At 57.2% G+C, this 18,346-nt stretch carries 18 protein-coding genes; 15 read left to right on the top strand and 3 right to left on the bottom strand.

All coding sequences use genetic code 11. The annotated features are described in order from the left end of the window. Positions 1-10: 10 nt before the first annotated feature. Positions 11-1,108 carry a glycine cleavage system aminomethyltransferase GcvT gene (gene gcvT / locus QY316_12525; protein WKZ34124.1) on the bottom strand — a complete coding sequence of 366 codons (1,098 nt, stop codon included), beginning with the start codon at positions 1,106-1,108 and terminating at the stop codon, positions 11-13. A 206-nt stretch (positions 1,109-1,314) separates the two neighbouring features. On the opposite strand from gcvT, the gene QY316_12520 reads away from it, so the two are divergent. Further along, positions 1,315-2,154 (top strand): Clp1/GlmU family protein, encoded by an 840-nt coding sequence (locus QY316_12520; GenBank protein WKZ32716.1) that lies wholly within the window; start codon positions 1,315-1,317, stop codon positions 2,152-2,154. 174 nt (positions 2,155-2,328) lie between these two features. On the opposite strand, the gene QY316_12515 is transcribed toward QY316_12520, so the two are convergent. Both QY316_12515 and QY316_12510 read right to left on the bottom strand, forming a co-directional pair. After that, positions 2,329-2,901 (bottom strand): hypothetical protein, encoded by a 573-nt coding sequence (locus tag QY316_12515; protein WKZ32715.1) that lies wholly within the window; start codon positions 2,899-2,901, stop codon positions 2,329-2,331. 292 nt (positions 2,902-3,193) lie between these two features. Further along, positions 3,194-3,394: a cold-shock protein gene (locus QY316_12510; GenBank protein WKZ32714.1), complete on the bottom strand. Its 201-nt coding sequence runs from the start codon at positions 3,392-3,394 to the stop codon at positions 3,194-3,196. A gap of 428 nt (positions 3,395-3,822) precedes the next feature. Here QY316_12510 and QY316_12505 point away from each other — a divergent pair, with 428 nt between their 5' ends. The 14 genes from QY316_12505 to QY316_12440 all read left to right on the top strand — a co-directional run bounded on the left by QY316_12505 (position 3,823) and on the right by QY316_12440 (position 18,341). Beyond that, positions 3,823-4,110: a co-chaperone GroES gene (locus QY316_12505; GenBank protein WKZ32713.1), complete on the top strand. Its 288-nt coding sequence runs from the start codon at positions 3,823-3,825 to the stop codon at positions 4,108-4,110. 48 nt (positions 4,111-4,158) lie between these two features. Then, on the top strand, positions 4,159-5,808 hold the full coding sequence (gene groL / locus QY316_12500) for a chaperonin GroEL (GenBank protein WKZ32712.1): 1,650 nt from the start codon (positions 4,159-4,161) through the stop codon (positions 5,806-5,808). A 357-nt stretch (positions 5,809-6,165) separates the two neighbouring features. Continuing rightward, entirely contained in the window at positions 6,166-6,531 is a 366-nt protein-coding gene (locus QY316_12495; protein WKZ32711.1) for a hypothetical protein, read from the top strand. Positions 6,532-6,852: 321 nt separating this feature from the next. Next, positions 6,853-8,409, top strand: coding sequence for a TerC family protein (locus QY316_12490; GenBank protein WKZ32710.1), 1,557 nt, complete (start codon positions 6,853-6,855; stop codon positions 8,407-8,409). Positions 8,410-8,739: 330 nt separating this feature from the next. Beyond that, on the top strand, positions 8,740-9,399 hold the full coding sequence (nth, locus tag QY316_12485; protein WKZ32709.1) for an endonuclease III: 660 nt from the start codon (positions 8,740-8,742) through the stop codon (positions 9,397-9,399). A gap of 618 nt (positions 9,400-10,017) precedes the next feature. Further along, positions 10,018-10,803, top strand: a complete 786-nt coding sequence (locus tag QY316_12480; GenBank protein WKZ32708.1) for a hypothetical protein — start codon at positions 10,018-10,020, stop codon at positions 10,801-10,803. Positions 10,804-10,821: 18 nt separating this feature from the next. After that, positions 10,822-11,241, top strand: coding sequence for a nucleoside-diphosphate kinase (ndk, locus tag QY316_12475; protein ID WKZ32707.1), 420 nt, complete (start codon positions 10,822-10,824; stop codon positions 11,239-11,241). 13 nt (positions 11,242-11,254) lie between these two features. Then, positions 11,255-12,139 (top strand): protoglobin domain-containing protein, encoded by an 885-nt coding sequence (locus tag QY316_12470; protein ID WKZ32706.1) that lies wholly within the window; start codon positions 11,255-11,257, stop codon positions 12,137-12,139. A 64-nt stretch (positions 12,140-12,203) separates the two neighbouring features. Further along, positions 12,204-13,229 (top strand): 23S rRNA (adenine(2503)-C(2))-methyltransferase RlmN, encoded by a 1,026-nt coding sequence (gene rlmN, locus QY316_12465; GenBank protein WKZ32705.1) that lies wholly within the window; start codon positions 12,204-12,206, stop codon positions 13,227-13,229. Between the two features lie 250 nt (positions 13,230-13,479). After that, positions 13,480-14,352: an S-methyl-5'-thioadenosine phosphorylase gene (gene mtnP, locus QY316_12460; GenBank protein WKZ32704.1), complete on the top strand. Its 873-nt coding sequence runs from the start codon at positions 13,480-13,482 to the stop codon at positions 14,350-14,352. A gap of 88 nt (positions 14,353-14,440) precedes the next feature. After that, the gene (locus QY316_12455; GenBank protein ID WKZ32703.1) at positions 14,441-15,352 is read left to right on the top strand and encodes a PfkB family carbohydrate kinase; all 912 of its coding nucleotides are present in this window, start codon (positions 14,441-14,443) and stop codon (positions 15,350-15,352) included. A 57-nt stretch (positions 15,353-15,409) separates the two neighbouring features. Further along, positions 15,410-16,165, top strand: coding sequence for a tetratricopeptide repeat protein (locus QY316_12450; GenBank protein WKZ32702.1), 756 nt, complete (start codon positions 15,410-15,412; stop codon positions 16,163-16,165). Positions 16,166-16,526: 361 nt separating this feature from the next. Next, positions 16,527-17,471 (top strand): DUF4115 domain-containing protein, encoded by a 945-nt coding sequence (locus QY316_12445; protein WKZ32701.1) that lies wholly within the window; start codon positions 16,527-16,529, stop codon positions 17,469-17,471. A 159-nt stretch (positions 17,472-17,630) separates the two neighbouring features. Continuing rightward, positions 17,631-18,341 (top strand): GAF domain-containing protein, encoded by a 711-nt coding sequence (locus QY316_12440; GenBank protein ID WKZ32700.1) that lies wholly within the window; start codon positions 17,631-17,633, stop codon positions 18,339-18,341. Positions 18,342-18,346: the final 5 nt, after the last annotated feature.

Below are 18,346 nucleotides of genomic sequence, written 5' to 3'. Positions count from 1 at the left end.
ATATTAACTGCTACTTTCTATAAAACGGCAGGGTGGTTATCTCCGCTTTAGCGGCCCGCCCCCTTATTACTATGCTGACCTCGGCGCCCGGCTTGCCAGCCTCCGGCGCAACGAACCCCATCGCTATTCCGACATTGAGGGAAGGGGAGACGGTCCCGCTTGTGACCTCGCCTATTTTCTTCCCGCCAGCGTGTATCTCATAGCCCTGCCTGGGCACCCCGGGCTCGAGCATCTTTATTCCCGCGAGGGTCCTCCCCGCGCCTTCCCTGGCCTGTTTTTCAAGGACGTCCCTTCCGATGAAGTCCTTGGTGAACCTCACATATTTGCCGAGGCCGGCTTCTATGGGGGTTATTTCCTCTCCCAGCTCGTGGCCGTAAAGGGGATAGCCCATCTCAAGCCGGAGAGTGTCCCTGGCCCCGAGCCCCGCAGGCCGCAGATTATGGCCGCTCCCAGCCTCCATTATCGTCTTCCAGGCCGCCTCCGCGTCCTCCGGCGCCAGGTATATCTCGAACCCGTCAGCGCCGGTATAGCCCGTCCTCGATACAATGGCCTCGATATCGTCGCCTATGAGGCCCATGTGGAACCGGAAATGCCCTATCCCGTCCGGGTCTATATCCAGGAGGGGCCTTAGAATCTCAACCGCCGCCGGGCCCTGGAGCGCGAGCTGGGCGTACTGCCCGCCCTGGTCTTCTATCCCCACGTCCGGGAAGTCTTCCCTTGCCTGGACCTCCTTCATCCAGTCAAGTACCTTGCCGGCGTTGGAGGCGTTCACAACAAAAAGGTACCGGTCGATATTGAAGCGGTAGACGATGAGGTCGTCCACCACGCCGCCGCTGTCCCTGCAAAGTAGCGCGTACTGGCACTGCCCGTCGGATACGCGCTCTATGTCGTTTGTTATGAGGAGCTGGACAAAGTCGATTGCCCGGTCGCCCGAGACCTCTATCTCGCCCATGTGGCTTACGTCGAATAGCCCGCAGGAGGAACGCACCGCAAGGTGTTCCTCCTTCACTCCAGCGTACTGTACGGGCATTTCCCAGCCGGCGAAAGGGACCATCCGGGCCCCCAGGGAAACGTGAGTGTCATATAACGGGGTTCTTTTAAGCACCAGGTAAGTGAGCGAAACAGGCGTAAAAGCCTTGGAAATTACCTCCGGATTATTAAGGCAGTTTGAATATTACCAAAAGGTCTAAAAATGTCAAAGAAAAAATCGGAAGTTTTCGGCGCCTATTTCGAGTACGCGTGCCGAACATCTTTTTTCTGGTATCATACGCATAAAAGGCGCTTGAACGAGTCGTTGGAGCCCATATGCAAGGCATGACCAGCCCTGAGGACGATATCATGGAAGCTATTTCCTCTGTCAATGCGATGAGCATAATGCTCGTAGGCAGCGCGGACACGGGAAAGACCGCGATGGCGGGCAGGCTCCTTGACCGCCTTTCAAGGGAAGGCGAAGCGGGCGCGCTCGACCTCGATACCGGGCAATCGCACATAGGCCCTCCGGCGACAATGGCATGGGGGCTGTTGAAAGGAGGTTTCAGGGGATGGGAGGAGATAGCGGTCGAGGGCTTTTACTTCACAGGGGCCTTGAGCCCGCCCGGTAGCCTCGTCCCCTCCCTTGCGGGCGCGAAGCTCCTCATGGACGCGGCCCTGAAAAGATGCGAAAGACTTGTCATGGATACTTCAGGCCTCGTGACCGGAAGCATAGGGAGGATATACAAACAGTACAAGATCGACCTCCTTTCCCCTGACTTGGTCGTGGGGATCGAAATGGAAGACGAGCTCGGGCACATACTGGACGCTTACAGGTTCCAGTCCAGGCCCAGGGTCTTAAGGGTGCGGGTGTTGCCCCAGGCAGTCCCCAAGAGCGCGGCTGTAAGGACAGAGTGGAGGGCAAAGAGGTTCAGGGAGTATTTCAAGGACGCGAGGGAGATAGATATAAACATCGGCTCAGTGGGCCTGAGGTTCACGAAGGAAGCAGAGGAGGGCCTTGAGGGGAGGCTTCTATCCTTCAGGGACGATAAGCAGAAGGACCTGGCCCTAGGCTATATAACGGAAGACGGCCTTCAAAAAGGAAGGCTCGTGGCCCGCTCGCCGCTTCCGGCCGGGACGGCTTTTACGACCATAATAGTAGGGGCGGCCAGGGCGGTGTTCTAGCAGGCTGCTGAAAAAGCCCAATCTGCTGTGTCGTCTTCAAGGTTCGTCACTGCGACGTACTATAAAAGTACGCCTCGGTCCTCACTTTTCGACTCCTCGCATCTTGAGCTTTTTGAGCAGCCTGAATGTGATTTTGAGTTTTTTCATGTTAACTGCTAAATAGTTTTAAAGGCCTCAGTGTATCGACCTCGTGCTCGCCTCCTGCGGCTCTATGCCCAACTCGCGCAATACCTTCTCGGCAAGCCTGCTCCGGGTGCGGAGCCACCTCTCGTAGATGCGAAGTATGTCAACCGGGGAGGTGAGCCTGCTCCTTTCGCTTACCTCTGTAAGCACGTCGGCAAAGGCCGCGAACTTCTCCGCAAGCTCGCCGAAGAGCTTTGAGACCTCCTCGTTCCTGCCGCCCCTGTGCATGTTCGCCAGAAAGCCGTAAGAGGCCGAGCCCATTGCCATGTAATAGTCTATGTCGACTATCTTCCTCTTAAGGCTGTCCGAGAAGAAACCTGAGGTGAAGAGCGAGACGTCGCCGAGCTGCTTCATCTGCTGGAACTGCACCTCCCTGGTTGCGCCCAGGGCCTTCAGGTAGGTGGTGGCCAGGGGCTCGTCCGGCAGCCGCTCGATGGTCAGGAAGCTCGTGAGGAGGGATGAGAGATAGAACTCGGCCAGTTCGCCGGCCTTGACCTTCTGGTGCTTCATCGCGTCGGAAACCAGCTCCTTGAAGTGCTCTATGGGATTCATCTCGGTAACCATAGCCCACACCTCCTTGCCAGTAACCCGCTTTGCCCGTCCTTCTTCAAATCTGATTATAGCAGGTTACAAAAGTTACAGTTATTATACTTCAAAGGTGGTCCGGCTTACAATAGGAAAGTTGCATATCCGTAGGCAAAACAGGCGTAACGCGATGAATTAAAAGGTTTTTTACCGGCATGGGAGGGCGTGGCTTTAGGGGCGTTGTAGAGCTGACAGGCGGCGTGGTCTTTTGCAGGAGCGAAGCTTTGAAAAAAAAAGCCCCCGCTTTCGCGGGGGCTTTCGTTTTCAGGCCTTACTGGGGTATTACGTTCACCGCCTTGGAACCCTTGGCGTCCTTGGCTATCTCGAACTCTACTTCCTGGCCTTCCTTCAGGGTTTTGAAACCATCACCCTGGATCGAGGAGTAGTGGACGAAAACATCGTCCCCGGACTCCCTCTCAATGAACCCGAAACCCTTGGACTCATTGAACCATTTCACTCTGCCTTTTGCCATTGTTCAGGACCTCCTTTCTAAGTATATAAGTTCTTGAGGTCCTGCCTGGAAAGACAAAGCTTTTTTCAGCAAAATACCGACCTGCAACCACTTATTCCTGAACACTGTAGCCTATTGGCGGTCTATTGTCAAATGTTTTTCCGCGCCTCTCTGCCCTGCGTAATCCATTAAAGCCCCGTCCTGTTCCCTTGGCACCCGCTTTATTCAGCCTGTAAAAAGCTTTCACTGGCCCCTGCCTATAGGCAAAAAACATGGGATTTGGATAAAAACCGAGCTATTTCGATATATTAGCACTCTTTTTTGCGAGTGCTAAAAAACGCCTTGACAAAGTCCGGAGTGGGCCATATATTTAGACCGAAAATAATGTTTACACCCTGCCGGATAAGACAATAATCTGAAAACTTAAACACAAGAAGGAGGAGCAGAGAATGAAGATCAGACCGCTTCACGATCGAGTCATTGTAAAGAGGCTCGAAGAGAAGGAGAAAACGAAGGGGGGCATCATAATACCCGAGAGCGCGAAGGAGACCCCGGCCGAGGGCAAGGTGATAGCGGTAGGCCCCGGCAAGAAGGAGGACGGCAAGGTAGAGCCCATGGCCGTCAAGGTCAATGACACCATAATCTTCAGCAAGTACGCCGGCACCGAGATAAAGGTCGAAGGCGAGGACCTGCTCATCATGAGGGAAGAAGACATTCTGGGCGTCGTCGAGAAATAATCCGGGAAGGAAAACCCGTAAAAACATTTAATACCAAGGAGGAACCAAATGGCAGCCAAAGAACTTTCCTTTAGCCATAATGCGAGAAGCGCGATACTCAAGGGCGTAAACACCCTTGCCGACGCGGTCAAGATAACCCTAGGGCCCAGGGGCCGGAACGTCGTGATAGAGAAGAGCTTCGGCTCGCCGCTCATCACCAAGGACGGCGTTACCGTGGCCAAGGAGATAGAGCTCGAGAACAAGTTCGAGAACATGGGCGCGCAGATGGTGAAGGAGGTCGCGAGCAAGACCTCTGACGTTGCCGGAGACGGCACCACCACCGCGACCGTGCTTGCACAGGCCATATTCAGGGAGGGCAGCAAGCTCGTGGCCGCGGGCCACAACCCCATGGACCTTAAGAGGGGCATCGAGAAAGCCGTCGAGGTCGCGATAGGCGAGCTCAAGAAGCTCTCCAAGAACGTGAAGGAGAAGAAGGAGATCGCGCAGGTCGGCACCATCTCCGCCAACGGCGACAGCACCATCGGCGAGATAATCGCCGAGGCAATGGACAAGGTCGGCAAGGAGGGCGTCATCACCGTCGAAGAGGCCAAGGGCATGGAGACCCAGCTCGACGTGGTCGAGGGCATGCAGTTCGACAGGGGCTACCTCTCCCCCTACTTCGTGACCGACCCCGAGAGGATGGAGTGCGTGCTCGAGGACGCCTTCATACTCATCCATGAGAAGAAGGTATCGAACATGAGGGAACTCCTCCCCGTGCTCGAGAAGATCGCCAAGATGGGCAAGCCCCTCCTCATCATCGCCGAGGACGTCGAGGGCGAGGCCCTTGCCACCCTCGTCGTCAACAAGCTCCGCGGCACGCTCCAGGCAGCCGCGGTAAAGGCCCCCGGCTTCGGCGACAGAAGGAAGGCCATGCTCGACGACATAGCCATCCTCTCCGGAGGCAAGCTCATTGCCGAGGAGCTCGGCATAAAGCTCGAAAGCGTGGACATAAAGGACCTCGGCAGGGCCAAGAGGGTGGTCATCGACAAGGAGAACACCACCATCATCGACGGCGCCGGCAAGAAGGCCGAGATCGAGGGCCGCATAAAGCAGATAAGGGCACAGATAGAGGAGACGACCTCCGACTACGACAGGGAGAAGCTCCAGGAGAGGCTCGCGAAGCTCGCGGGCGGCGTTGCCGTAATCAATGTCGGCGCGGCCACCGAGACCGAGATGAAGGAGAAGAAGGCCAGGGTCGAGGACGCGCTCCACGCCACCAGGGCAGCTGTCGAGGAAGGCGTTGTCCCGGGCGGCGGAGTTGCATATCTCCGCACACTTAACGCCATATCGAAACTCAACCTCGAAGGCGACCAGCAGTTCGGCGTGAAGCTCGTGCTCCGCGCCCTCGAGGAGCCCATCCGCCAGATATCGGCGAACGCGGGCCTCGAAGGCTCGATAGTCGTCGACAAGGTGAAGGGCGGCAAGGACGCCTTCGGCTTCAACGCCTCGACCGAGGCCTACGAGGACCTCGTGAAGGCCGGCGTCATCGACCCTACCAAGGTGTCGAGGATCGCCCTCCAGAATGCGTCTTCGATAGCCTCGCTCATGCTCACCACCGAGTGCATGGTTGCCGAGAAGCCCAGGGAAGAGAAGGGCGGCGGCGGAATGCCCGCAGGAATGGGCGGCATGGGTGGAATGGGCGGAATGGACATGATGTAAGCCTGTTTCGCATTAATGCGGATAGGGAAGGGGGACGGATTTTTTCCGTCCCCCTTTTTTTTCTGAAAGATACATTGTTATTCTGAGCGAAGCAAAAAAATGCGGCCCGAGGGCATGAAGGGTTAGGTCGAACTTCCCCTTTCTAAAGGGGAAGAGAGGTTGATCATGAATGCACTCGGGAATCTCCCCTGCACCTCTTTAGGAAAGAGGGGACGGCATTGGCGGGCCGGAATTGTTGACATCTCATTGTGGAAATGCTTTAAGGTCAGCAGAATCCAGGCACATTTACGGGAAAAAAATAGAAAGCGCGAGGTGGTTATGTCTCCGAAGGCCCTGCCCAAACACGAACTGACTTTGATGCTGGACGACATAAGAGAGGAGAAAGGCGGGAAGTTCTCCCTCATAGGGCTTTACACGCAGGACATCATAGTGGAGGCGCTTCCGGCGCTCCTGAGCAAGCTCTGTTTCTTTTCAAGGCTTAAGGGCGGCGAGGGGGATTTCAGCGTGAAGTTCAGCATAAAAGACCCGAACGGAGACGAGATGCTTTCAAAGTTCTCCCCGTTCAACATAACCGCCAGGAAAGACGGCTACAGCCACGTGAACTTCCTGATATCGCCATTCAGCCTGCACTTCGAAGGCAAATATGATTTCACGATGTACCTCGACGGCGAGCCGTTCCATGCGACTAGTTTTTTCGTCAGTAAGACGAAGGTGCTGAACTGATATCCCCGGCCATGCGCCTTGCATGTCAGCCCGAGCGAAAGAGCTCTTTCTGCCGCTTTTTCCCTTGTTGCGCGTAGCACGTCTTTTTGCTATGTTCTAATTCGCTGTAATTCCCTAATAAGGGGCTCTGATTATCCACGTGGACTGCTATCGATCATGCCTTTATTCTGCCGCATTAAACGCCAGCACCTTATTTTCGACGCCTTCCGACCCGCAAACCGATAGACCACTCAGGCCCGCGCTCACAGATTCTAACTCGGGCAGCCGAAAGCACGCCGGCCGGTTCTTTCCGAACAGCGGCTTTTTAATCAGGAGCAATGCATGGAATTTCTGATGGACCCATCCATATGGGTCGGTTTGTTAACGCTTGTCATACTGGAAATAGTCCTTGGCATCGACAACCTCGTCTTTATCGCGATTTTGGCGAACAAGCTGCCGCCGCACCAGCGCGACCGGGCGCGGCTGATAGGCCTCTCGCTTGCGCTTCTGATGCGCCTGGGGCTCCTGTCCGTGATTTCGTGGATAATCACGCTGACCGAGCCGCTCTTCTCCGTCGCCGGGCTCGGCTTCTCAGGGCGCGACCTGATCCTTTTCTGCGGCGGACTCTTTCTGGTCTTCAAGGGAACCATGGAGCTGCATGAGCGCCTTGAAGGCAATATGCGCCACAGCGGACCGAAGTCCGCCTACGCTGGCTTCTGGCTGGTCGTGGCGCAGATCATCGCCCTTGACGCGGTCTTTTCGCTCGACGCGGTAATCACGGCCGTCGGCATGGTGGAGCAGCTGGGCGTCATGATGGCGGCTGTCGTGATCGCAATGGTGGTGATGATAGTCGCCTCAAAGCCGCTGACCCGATTCGTCAACGAGCGCCCGACGGTAGTTGTCCTGTGCCTTAGCTTCCTCCTCATGATCGGCTTCAGTCTCGTTGCCGAGGGCTTCGGGTTCCACATACCAAAGGGGTATCTCTACGCGGCCATTGGCTTCTCCATCCTTATCGAAACGTTCAACCAGGTCGCGCGGCGCAATTTCGCCAAGAACGAGGCCCGGTTGCCGTTTCGCGAGCGTACGGCGGACGCCATATTGCGGCTTATGGGGGGAAGAAGCGAGGCCAGCGCGGACGAGAAGCCGGCTGCAGCCGTGAAAGGGGCCCCCCACGGTGCCTTCGGAGAAGAAGAGCGCAACATGATTTCCGGGGTGCTGACCCTGGCCGAACGGTCCATCAGGACCATAATGACGCGGCGCGCGGACATATCGTGGATCGATTGCGCAAGCGACGCAGCGACGGTCCGCGCGCAGCTGCTTGAGACCCCGCATAGCCTGTTCCCGGTCTGCCGCGGGGCGCTGGACAATGTCGTCGGGATCGTACGGGCCAAGGAGCTGGTCACGGCGCTGGACAGCGGACACGACCTGGCGGCCTGCGCAGCGCAGCATCCGCCCATCCTTGTGCCGGACCGGATCGACGTGATCAAGATCCTCGGTGTGCTGCGGAAGGCAAAGGGGAGCCTGGTGCTGGTTGTCGACGAGTTCGGCACGGTCCAGGGCCTGGTTACGCCGCTTGACCTCCTGGAGGCGATAGCAGGCGAGTTTCCGGACGCCGACGAGACGCCGGATATCGTCCGCGACGGAGACGGGTGGGTTGTGAACGGCGCGGCAGACCTGCACCAGCTGGAGCAGGCGCTTGGCGGAGAGGTCTCGCTCGTCAGCCCGGACGACGAGTATGTGACCCTGGCGGGCCTGCTGCTCGCCCAGCACGAGCAGATACCAACGGTCGGCGAGTCTTTCCGTTTTGGCAATTTCCGTTTCGAGGTCATGGAGATATCCGATAGACGCATCGAGCTGGTGCGCATCTCGCGGGCGCTATGCGAGCAGGGGGAGCGATAGCGCTTTTCTTATATCCCGGACGGTTCCTGGTAGGGATACTGATGACCGCCGAGCGGTTTAACCCTTCATGCGCGAATATTACCTCGACCTGCTGGCGGGCATTCAGGCGGACTTTGCCCGGACCTTGCCATGTCCCGAAGCGCAGACGCCGGCGTAACGACGAGTCATCCTGTCCCACGCACTTCTGGAGCGGCCCACAACTACTAAACGATGAATAGGGAGTCGCATCGCCGCGGTCAAGACCGCCGTTTTCCTGTTCCAGCGCGTCCTGCAATGAATCGGGCTTTTTAGACCTTCCCCCCCGCGCCTCCGATCTGTTATTATTCCCCCATGCGCCTCGAAGACATCCCGAAGGTCATCAAGATACTCAGGGCCGAGTATAAGCGTTTCCGCACTCCTTACGTTACCGAGGTCTCGGAGAGGATAAGACGCGACCCCTTCAAGGTCCTCGTCTCCTGCATAATAAGCCTCCGTACGAAAGACGACGTGACAAGAGAGGCATCCGAGAGGCTTTTCAGGCTCGGAGAGTCGCCAAAGGCTGTTGCCTCGCTCCCTATCGCGCGGATAGAGAAGGCCATATATCCGGCAGGGTTCTACAGGACCAAGGCGAAGGTCATACGGGACATCTCAAGGGAGCTTGTTGAAAAATATTCCTCGAAGGTCCCCGACGAGATAGACGAGCTATTGAAATTAAAAGGCGTGGGCCGGAAGACCGCGAACCTGGTCGTGACCCTGGGCTTCGGGAAACCCGGCATTTGCGTAGATATACACGTGCACAGGATCACAAACCGTTGGGGATTTGTTAAGACGAAGACCCCGGACGAAACCGAGCGCGCCCTCCGCGAAAAGCTCCCCAAAAGGCACTGGATAGAGATAAACGACCTTCTGGTGGCCTATGGGCAGAACCTCTGCAGGCCAGCTTCGCCGTTTTGCGGCTCCTGCCGCATCGCTCCCTATTGCGCCAGGGCCGGAGTGGAAAAGAGCCGGTGAGAGTTCGATTGCAAATAGGTTCTAATGAATTCGAGTCATTGCTTAACAGGTTGCGGCGTTCCAAGTTGTCATTCTGAGGAGCCGAAGGCGACGACAATTTTTGCAGGACAGCAAAAATTGAATGCCGAGCCTCTTGGCGAGGCAGCCCGAAGGGTCGAGCCCCAGGACGGGGCGAGATAAAAATCTCGTAATTTGACAGCCCGAGATTCTTCGCTTCGCTCAGAATGACAGGCAAAATAGTTTCGTAGCCAGTTCGGAGCTTTTGGCTTCAAAGCAGGTTATTCCTCATAAAGACGAGATTGCTTCCCGCCGCGTTTCGCTCGCATGCTCGCAATGACGAGCCAAATCTTCACCCTCCCCTCAGTCCCCTCCCATCAGGAAGTCTCAAGCTATCGAATCGGGTCGGCGGGCTGTCCCCGCCCATCCATTTTTAAAAACTTGTAAAAAGTACCTGTTAAGTGTTATATTTTGAGGCCCCGGCGCCTCCTGCCAGGAGCTTTTTAGGGTATAATTAGCATTTGTCCGGCAGGACAGCTTTTTCGGCACGCAGCCCAGTGGGCCTGTCCGACAATAGTCTGCAGGTTATCGCCGCTCCTTAATAAAGGAGGAAAAGCTCACATGGAGCAAGGGGGTGCTTCGGGCAAGGGTCTTGACGAAATGCGGCAAGCCGGCGCCGGGCTTTTGCGCGGAATTCGCCCGGCCCGGACAGGCATGCCGCACGGCGGGCATGGAGAAAGGGCGCGGCGCGGGTCTCTCTTGAAAAGGGCGAGGCTTCTTTTTCCGGCGCTCCTGATATTTTTTTTGACCGCCTGCGCCGCTGACCCGCTCACGCAGACGAACTTCAGGGCAAGGGAGCCCTTCCGTTCCCCTGACTCGTTCTTCGGGAACGGGACATCGGTCGCGCTCTTTGCCGCTTCCAATTCCGAGAGGGGGTTCGAGTACAGGGAACTCCTGGGCGATTTCACGGAGGAGGCCCTGCGGAGCAGGCGGCCTGAGTTAAGGGTCGTACCCTACTGGGACACACTGAGCATCATAAACAGCGGCGGGCTTTCAGCCGATTTCGCCAGGATGCTCAAGGAATACTACTCGACCGGGATACTGGAGAGCACGCGCCTTCAGAAGATAGGGCGCCTTCTGGGAGTAAGCTACATAATCTACCCGAAGCTCGTCGAGTTCTCGCAGGGCCAGTCGAACAGGCTGAGCGTTTTCGGGCTGAGCATCTTCAAGACGCACGAATCACAGATAAAGCTCTACATGGAGATCTGGAACACGGAGACGGGAAGGATAGCATGGGTGGGCTCGGCAGAGGCTAACATGGCGAGCGAGAAGCTCATGGCCAGGCCCATACCCTTCGAGGAAATAACCAAATACGCGATAGAAACTCTCGTGCAGAGGATACCCTAAGGAGGATGTGAACGGAAGATGGTTGAAAAGACGCTCTCGATAATCAAGCCGGACGGTGTAAGGAAAAAGATAATAGGCGAGGTAATAAAGAGATTCGAGGCCGCGGGGCTCAGGGTCGCCGCCGTGAAGATGGCGAGCCTTTCAAGGAAAGAAGCCGAGGGCTTCTACGCCGTCCACAGGGAAAGGCCCTTTTTCGGGAGCCTTACCGAGTTCATGTCCTCCGGGCCGGTGGTCCTCATGGTATTGAAGGGCGACAACGCCATAGCGAAGAACAGGGAGCTCATGGGCGCTACCGACCCGGCGAAGGCAGCTCCGGGCACCATAAGGAAGGACTTCGCGGACTCGATAGAGTCGAACATCGTGCACGGCTCGGACGGCCCGGACACCGCCGCCTTCGAGATAGGCTATTTTTTCAGCGCAATGGAGATTTTCGAGTAGAGACGCAGGCCGCATGGACTCGATAGACAGGATAAAGGAGCATTACCGCTTCACGGACGATGACGTATCGCTCCTCATGAGGCTTAGGCCCGTGATGGAGCGGTACAGGGAGGAGTTCGTCGAGGAGTTCTACAACTTCGTCAAGGACTTCGAGGAGACGAAGCGGTTCCTGAAGGACGAGGCCACGGTAAAGCGCCACCAGGACGCCCTGAAGCTCTGGTTCATGAAGCTCTTTTCCGGCACCTACGGCGGCCACTACCTCTCCGAACTGAAGAAAGTCGGAGAGGTCCACGTGAGAGTGGGCCTACACACCCATTACGTGAACGCCGCCTTCCATTTCGTGAAGATATACATACACGGCATCCTCCACAGGGAAGTGCCTGACGTAAACGAGCGCGCCCGGATGCTCGAGTCGGTCGAGAAGATACTGGACATAAACCTCGACGTCTTCACGAACTCGTATGTCGAGGAGGAGAAAAAGTTCTTCTTCTCCCAGAGGGTCGAATCGTACCTCGTGCAGATGGCGAACCGCTTTTCCCACGGCCTGAACCTCATCCTGGTAATCGGCCTCGTGCTCCTGGGCTTCATGGTCATGGGGCTTTTCGCCTACGATATCCTCCACATACTCGACGGCGACATTGAGAAGGGGCTCTTGAGCACACTCGGGAGCCTCCTCATGCTGTGGGTCGTCATCGAACTGATGAACACCGAGATAAAGCACCTCCGGGGCGGAAAGTTCGCGATAAGAGTCTTCATAAGCGTAGCCCTCGTGGCCGTCATAAGAAAGATACTCGTCACGAGCCTCTCGAGCGAGGCGGTCGGCGCGCAGCTCTCGCTCGTCGCAGCTGTCGCGGTCCTGGGCGGCGTCTACTGGTTGATTTCCAGAGTCGAGCACTGAGGGACCGCTCTTCCAGTCCAGTCCTTTCTCCCCTCCCCCGACTTTTAATATCAAAAAGGCGCTAATGAAGAACCTGAGGGATTTCACGATAGAGGAGCTCGCCTCGGAGGTGGCCTCCATGGGAGAGCGACCCTACAGGGCCGAGCAGATATTCAGGTGGGTCTTCATGAGGCGCGCCTCCGACATCTCGGCCATGACCGACGTCTCGAAGGCCTTCAGGGTCAGGCTCGCCGAAGGCTACGAGATACGGGGGAACAGGCTCGTCGACGTAAGGCGCTCATCCGACGGCACCAGGAAGTTCCTCTCCGAGCTTGAGGACTCCTCACGCATCGAGTCTGTCCTCATATCGGAATCCGGCAGGCTCACCCTCTGCGTATCCTCGCAGGCCGGGTGCGCGCTCGGGTGCAGGTTCTGCATGACCGGCATGGGCGGCTTCATGCGGAACCTTTCTCTTTCAGAGCTCTCAGGCCAGGTCTTCACCGCTTACGACATACTCGGCGAGGGCGAGGAAATCTCGAACGTCGTCCTCATGGGCATGGGCGAGCCCTTCGCAAATTACGATAACGTGGCAAGGTTCGCCAGTGTCCTCACGAGCAACCTGGGATTCAACTTCTCCCATAACAAGGTCACCGTCTCTACGGCAGGCCTTGTCCCCGCGATTAAAAGGTTCGGAGCGGACTCGAACGTAAACCTTGCGGTATCACTCAACGCGACTACGGACGAGACGAGGGACAGGCTCATGCCGGTCAATAAGAAGTACCCGCTCTCAGAGCTCCTCTCCGCCCTGCGCTCATATCCCCTCAAGCCCAGGAGATATATTACGATAGAATACGTGCTCCTTTCCGGCGTGAACGACTCAGACGACGACGCGAGGAGGCTTATAAGGATGCTCCGCGGCATACGCTGCAAGGTGAACCTGATCCCCTTCAACCCCTTCCCGGGCGCGCCTTTCGAGAGGCCTTCGGAGGCCAGAGTCGATTCCTTCCATTCGATAGTCAAGAAAGCGGGATACACGGTAATAGTGCGCGCGAGCAAGGGCTCCGAGATACAGGCCGCCTGCGGCCAGCTCCGGGGCGCTTACCCCGGCTGAGGCCGGGCCGCTCCATTAATGGCCTTGCCAAAAAGGGGCGCAGATGTTAAAAGTTTATCAGGCTGCTGAAAAAGCCCGCTTCAAGGCGTCGTCTTCAAAATTGGACACTCCGGCGTACAAGGAGAGTACGCCTCATTCCTCATTTTTCGACTCCTTGCATCTTGAGCTTTTTGAGCAGCCTGAAAAAGGTTTTGGTTTTTCAGCAACTTGTTAGGGTTCGGCTTATTTTTTTAAAAAGGAGAATGCGGCCATGAAGGTAGTCGGGGTAATAGGCGGAAGCGGCCTTTACGAGATGGAAGGGCTTACGGACGTCAGGCTCGTCGCCGTTTCAACGCCGTTCGGGGAGCCCTCCGACGAGTACATAACCGGCATGCTGGGCGACGTCAAGATGATATTCCTCCCCAGGCACGGCAGGGGGCACAGGCTCCTCCCTTCGGAGGTGAACTACAGGGCCAATATCTACGGCATGAAAAAGCTCGGGGCCGAATGGGTGATATCGGTCTCGGCCGTGGGCAGCATGAAGGAGGAGATAAGGCCCGGCCACATCGTGATAGTCGACCAGTTCTTCGACAGGACCAAGGGCAGGGCGTCGAGCTTCTACGGGAACGGCATAGTGGGCCACGTCGAGTTCGCCGACCCGGTATGCCAGGACCTCGGGGGCGTGCTCCACAGGGCGGCCATAGAGGCCGGCGCGACTGCACACAAGGGCGGCACCTATGTCTGCATAGAAGGGCCGCAGTTCTCCACAAGGGCGGAGTCGATGATATACAGGAGCTGGGGCGTGGACGTAATCGGCATGACCAACCTCCCGGAGGCCAAGCTCGCGAGAGAGGCGGAGCTCTGCTATTCGACGGTAGCCCTCTCGACCGACTACGACTGCTGGCACACGACCGAGGAGTCGGTCACGGTCGAGGCCATAATAGCCACACTCAAGGCGAACGTGGCCATGGCAAAGGAGATAATAAGGAAGGCGGTCCCGGCTATCGCGGCTGAAAGGAAATGCAAGTGCGCGAGCGCCCTCAAGTACGCAACCATAACGGACCCCAAGGCCATACCCGACAGGGTCAGGGAAGATATGGGCCTCCTCATAGGCAGATATCTCGCGCCGGATACGGTTGCGTAAGGTCCCGCTCTCTTATAAACGCGCTCGGACGGGCCTTCTTTCGGCCCCGGAATATTATGTCAGCCAATCCCATTAAGGAGCTTTCTTGATGTCCAGGATATTAGTGGTAGGCTCTGTGGCTTTCGATTCGGTAGAGACCCCGTTCGGCAAGGCGGAAGAGGTGCTCGGCGGCTCGGCCACGTATTTCTCGACCTCCGCGAGTTTTTTCGCCGGGGTGAACCTCGTTGCGGTCGTGGGCGAGGACTTCCCCGAAGCTCACATAAAAAGCCTTTCTACGAAGGGCATCGACCTCGCGGGATTGAGAAAGGTCCCTGGCAAGACATTCAGGTGGAAGGGGTATTACGGATACGACCTTAACCAGGCGCACACGCTCGAGACTCACCTCAACGTCTTCAGCTCCTTCAACCCCGAGATACCCGCGGCATACACGGACGCGCCGTTCGTCTTCCTCGCGAACATAGACCCGGAGCTCCAGATGAAGGTGCTCGAGCAGGTCAAGGGCCCGAAGCTCGTCGCCTGCGACACGATGAACTTCTGGATAGAGGGGAAGCCCGAGGCGCTAAAGGAGCTCCTCAAGAAAGTCGACCTCTTCGTCATAAACGAGGGCGAGGCAAGGGAGCTCTCGGGAGAGGCGAGCCTCGTGAAGGCGGCCAGGGTGATACTGGGCTACGGTCCCAGGACGCTTATCGTGAAGCGCGGCGAGTACGGCGCGCTCATGTTCAGCGGCGGCTCGGTCTTTTCGGCCCCGGCCTATCCGCTCGAAGACATATTCGACCCCACGGGCGCTGGCGACACCTTTGCCGGCGGCCTCATGGGCTATCTTGCCAATACCGGCGACATAAGCGAGAAGAACATCAGGCGGGCCATAATATTCGGCTCTGTCATGGCCTCGTTCAATGTCGAGGCCTTTAGCCTGGAGAGGCTTGAAAAGCTGACCCTGCCGGAAATAAACGAGAGGTTCGCGCAATTTAAGGTGTTGACCCATTTTGAAGGCATATGATATTATTTTCAAGCACTTACGAACTTTAACCGGCGCGGTGGCCGGCACGGTGGATAAATGAACGGAAGGCTTTCAAGTATAGTTCTCCTGGTCCTTTTGTCTGCGGCCCTCTCCGCGTGCGGGGCCTCGCTCGCCAAAAAGAAGGCGCAGGCCGATATACATTACAGGCTCGGCGAGGTCCACCTTATGGAAAGGAACATCGCCGACGCGCTGAAGGAGCTTACCAAGGCGGTAGATCTCCAGCCTGACAACGCCCATTATCGGAACGCCCTCGGCTACGCCTATTTCGTAAGGGGCATGGGCAAAGAGGCGCATAAGGCCTTTGACAAGGCCATCTCGCTCGACCCCGCTCTTTCAGACGCCCACCTGAACAAGTCCGCCCTATACCTCGAGGAAGGGGAATGGGACAGGGCCATAGCCGCTGCCGGCAAGGCCGCTGAGAACATCTTCTATAAGAGCCCGGAGTTCGCCTATAACAACATGGGCTGGGCCTACTACAACAAGAGGGACTACAGGGGCGCGGTCGAGTATTTCTCCAAGGCGCTCCAGGCAAACCCCGGTTTCGCTCTCGCCCACTATAACATGGGCCTTGCCTATGAAAAGGCCGAAAGGCTCAAGGAAGCGGTCGAAGCGTACAGGGCGGCTGTGAACGCTGCCCCGAACTTCCTGGACGCCCATTTCAACCTCGGCATGGCGCTCGCGAAATACAAGGACAAGGCCGGGGCCGTAAAGGCGTTCGACAGGGTAATAGAGCTTGCGCCGGAGAGCGACAAGGCCCAGTCGGCAAGAGAGTACATCAACCTCATCAAATAGGCATGCGGAAACTTTTTTTCCTTTCAAGCCGAAGCCATTAGGCCGCCTGGCCCAATGGCTCGAATTTTAACAGGGCCGAGCAGGTGTTGAAAAACACCCTGCTCGGCAATCCACGGATGGATTGCCAGATTGCGAAGACTATCCAAGTCGAGCAATTTGTAAGGCTTGGACGGATTCATTCCGGCCAAGCCGTGGTTGAAAAAGTCCAGGAGGGACTTTTTCAACTTATAGAGACCGGGCATTGAAAACATACGGGACCGCCTGAAGTGCAAGGGCGGTCCTCTGAGCCTCGACCTTTCTTGCCTCGGCCGGGGCGCGGCGGAAGAGCCGGAGACGCCTTTCCGCATCCTCAGGGGGTAAAATGGAGAGTCCAGGCGAATACCTTAGGAGAGAAAGGGAGCTGCGGGGGGTGTCCCTCGCCAAGATATACGAGGCCACGCGGGTGCCGATGAAGTTCCTCGAGGCCATAGAGGCAGATAGCCTTGAGGGGCTTCCGCACAAGGCCTTTGTAAAGGGCTTCATCAGGTCGTACTGCAAGGTCCTGGGCCTTGACGAAAATGACGCGGTCCTGAGATATGAGGTCTATCTGAAGGAAAGGGAGGCCGAGGCCTTATCCGACGAAAGAAAGGCCGTATCAGGGCCTTCAAGGGCGAAAAAGAACGCGCAGTCTACTCCCGTAAGGCTGCCTAAGAAACTAAGGACGTACGCCTTCGTCGCTGCAGCTGTCCTCATAATAGCCGCGGCCTACGCGGTATCCCTCAAAAAGGACGCGCCTGTCGAGGTCGAAGTAGAAGATGCGAGCGGAATAACGGCGGTCGAAGACGCCGATGCCCCGCCGTCCTTGAGCCCTGACATTCCTGAGCCTTCTGCCATACCCGTAAGCCCTGCCGGCCCTCCAGAAAAGACCGCGCCTGAAGCTACCCCCAGAGCGGTAGTCGCACCTTCTCCCGCAAAGGCCAGGCCTGAGAAAGCGGTCGAGAAAGACGCCCGGGAGCAGGCGGCTTCGGTAAACGCAGAGGCTGCCCCGAAGTCCATTCATACGCTTACCGCCAGGGCGAGCGAAATGGTCTGGATAAAGATAGGGATAGACGGGGGCGAGCCTAAAGAGGTCCTTCTCCGCGAGGGGGAAAGGTTTACATGGACAGGCGCCGAGGGCTTCTCCGTCGTGGTAGGGAACGCCGGCGGGGTTACCCTTACCTATAACGGAAGTGAGCTTCCGGCCCTCGGGTCCCAGGGCGAGGTCATAATGCTTGAGCTTCCGCCGGGCGACCGTCAGAAGAAAGGGGCGCCTGAAAAGGCTGCCTGAGACAACTACCCCGCGGCGCTCGCGGACATTGGTAATGCAAAAAGGCGCAGGTTCGGCTATACTAAACCACTGCCGAGGGGCCGTTAACACGTTTTCGGGACGGACTGGCCCAAAGCGGCACGACGCGAATTCGCAAGCGAGGACCGGGAAGGAGCACATATGGAGTCGATTTTAAGGTGCAGGAAATGCGGTAAGAAGATGAAGCCGCTCCGTGTCGACGATTACAGGATGAAGTTCTCCTGCAGCTGCGGTTTTTCGGAGTACAGGACCGCCCCGGCCGCCTCAAAGGCCATAAACCCCCATTTCTCCAAGGAGAGCCTGCTGCCGCTTACCTTTGACGACACCGGGAGGTTCCTTCTCCAGCAGCAGGCCGACCGCGAGCAGAAGGAGATAATAACGCTCGAGGAGATAAGCATGCTCGCCTCCTCGGACTATAACCTCGAGGACGTCCTTAAAAGGGTAGCGGAGAAGACGGCCCGGAGGCTCGGGGTCGATATTTGCTCGATTTATCTCTGGGACGGCGAGCACCTTGTGCTCCGGGCCACGTACGGCCTTGCGCAGGAGGCCGTGGGCAAGGCGCGACTTAAGATCGGCGAGGGCATAACTGGCTCGGCGGTCGAGGCAAGGAGGCCGCTCCTCATAGACGACGTCTCGAAGGATGAGAGATACAGGTACTTCCCCGAGACCAAGGAAGAGCAGTACCGCATAAAGACCATGTACTCGTACCCGATATTCCTGGGTGAGAAGCCCTTCGGCGTCCTTAACGCTCAGACGGTCGTAACGCGCGAGTTCACGGACGACGAGATATACTTCATGTCCACGATAGCCAATATTATCCTCGGCGCCGTAAAGATGAGAAAGCGCCTTTAGGCCCG

This window comes from Thermodesulfobacteriota bacterium, from assembly GCA_030583865.1.
Taxonomy (GTDB): Bacteria; Desulfobacterota; GWC2-55-46; order GWC2-55-46; family GWC2-55-46; genus UBA5799.
The sequence above is the reverse complement of the archived record's forward strand: the minus strand, read 5'-3'. Positions and strand labels throughout refer to the sequence as shown.

Coding starts and splice junctions, on each gene's coding strand:
- QY316_12520 (WKZ32716.1), top strand. CDS start 1,315: ATGACCAGCCCTGAGGACGATATCATGGAAGCTATTTCCTCTGTCAAT.
- QY316_12515 (WKZ32715.1), bottom strand. CDS start 2,901: ATGGTTACCGAGATGAATCCCATAGAGCACTTCAAGGAGCTGGTTTCC.
- QY316_12510 (WKZ32714.1), bottom strand. CDS start 3,394: ATGGCAAAAGGCAGAGTGAAATGGTTCAATGAGTCCAAGGGTTTCGGG.
- QY316_12505 (WKZ32713.1), top strand. CDS start 3,823: ATGAAGATCAGACCGCTTCACGATCGAGTCATTGTAAAGAGGCTCGAA.
- groL (WKZ32712.1), top strand. CDS start 4,159: ATGGCAGCCAAAGAACTTTCCTTTAGCCATAATGCGAGAAGCGCGATA.
- QY316_12495 (WKZ32711.1), top strand. CDS start 6,166: ATGCTGGACGACATAAGAGAGGAGAAAGGCGGGAAGTTCTCCCTCATA.
- QY316_12490 (WKZ32710.1), top strand. CDS start 6,853: ATGGAATTTCTGATGGACCCATCCATATGGGTCGGTTTGTTAACGCTT.
- nth (WKZ32709.1), top strand. CDS start 8,740: ATGCGCCTCGAAGACATCCCGAAGGTCATCAAGATACTCAGGGCCGAG.
- QY316_12480 (WKZ32708.1), top strand. CDS start 10,018: ATGGAGCAAGGGGGTGCTTCGGGCAAGGGTCTTGACGAAATGCGGCAA.
- ndk (WKZ32707.1), top strand. CDS start 10,822: ATGGTTGAAAAGACGCTCTCGATAATCAAGCCGGACGGTGTAAGGAAA.
- QY316_12470 (WKZ32706.1), top strand. CDS start 11,255: ATGGACTCGATAGACAGGATAAAGGAGCATTACCGCTTCACGGACGAT.
- rlmN (WKZ32705.1), top strand. CDS start 12,204: ATGAAGAACCTGAGGGATTTCACGATAGAGGAGCTCGCCTCGGAGGTG.
- mtnP (WKZ32704.1), top strand. CDS start 13,480: ATGAAGGTAGTCGGGGTAATAGGCGGAAGCGGCCTTTACGAGATGGAA.
- QY316_12455 (WKZ32703.1), top strand. CDS start 14,441: ATGTCCAGGATATTAGTGGTAGGCTCTGTGGCTTTCGATTCGGTAGAG.
- QY316_12450 (WKZ32702.1), top strand. CDS start 15,410: ATGAACGGAAGGCTTTCAAGTATAGTTCTCCTGGTCCTTTTGTCTGCG.
- QY316_12445 (WKZ32701.1), top strand. CDS start 16,527: ATGGAGAGTCCAGGCGAATACCTTAGGAGAGAAAGGGAGCTGCGGGGG.
- QY316_12440 (WKZ32700.1), top strand. CDS start 17,631: ATGGAGTCGATTTTAAGGTGCAGGAAATGCGGTAAGAAGATGAAGCCG.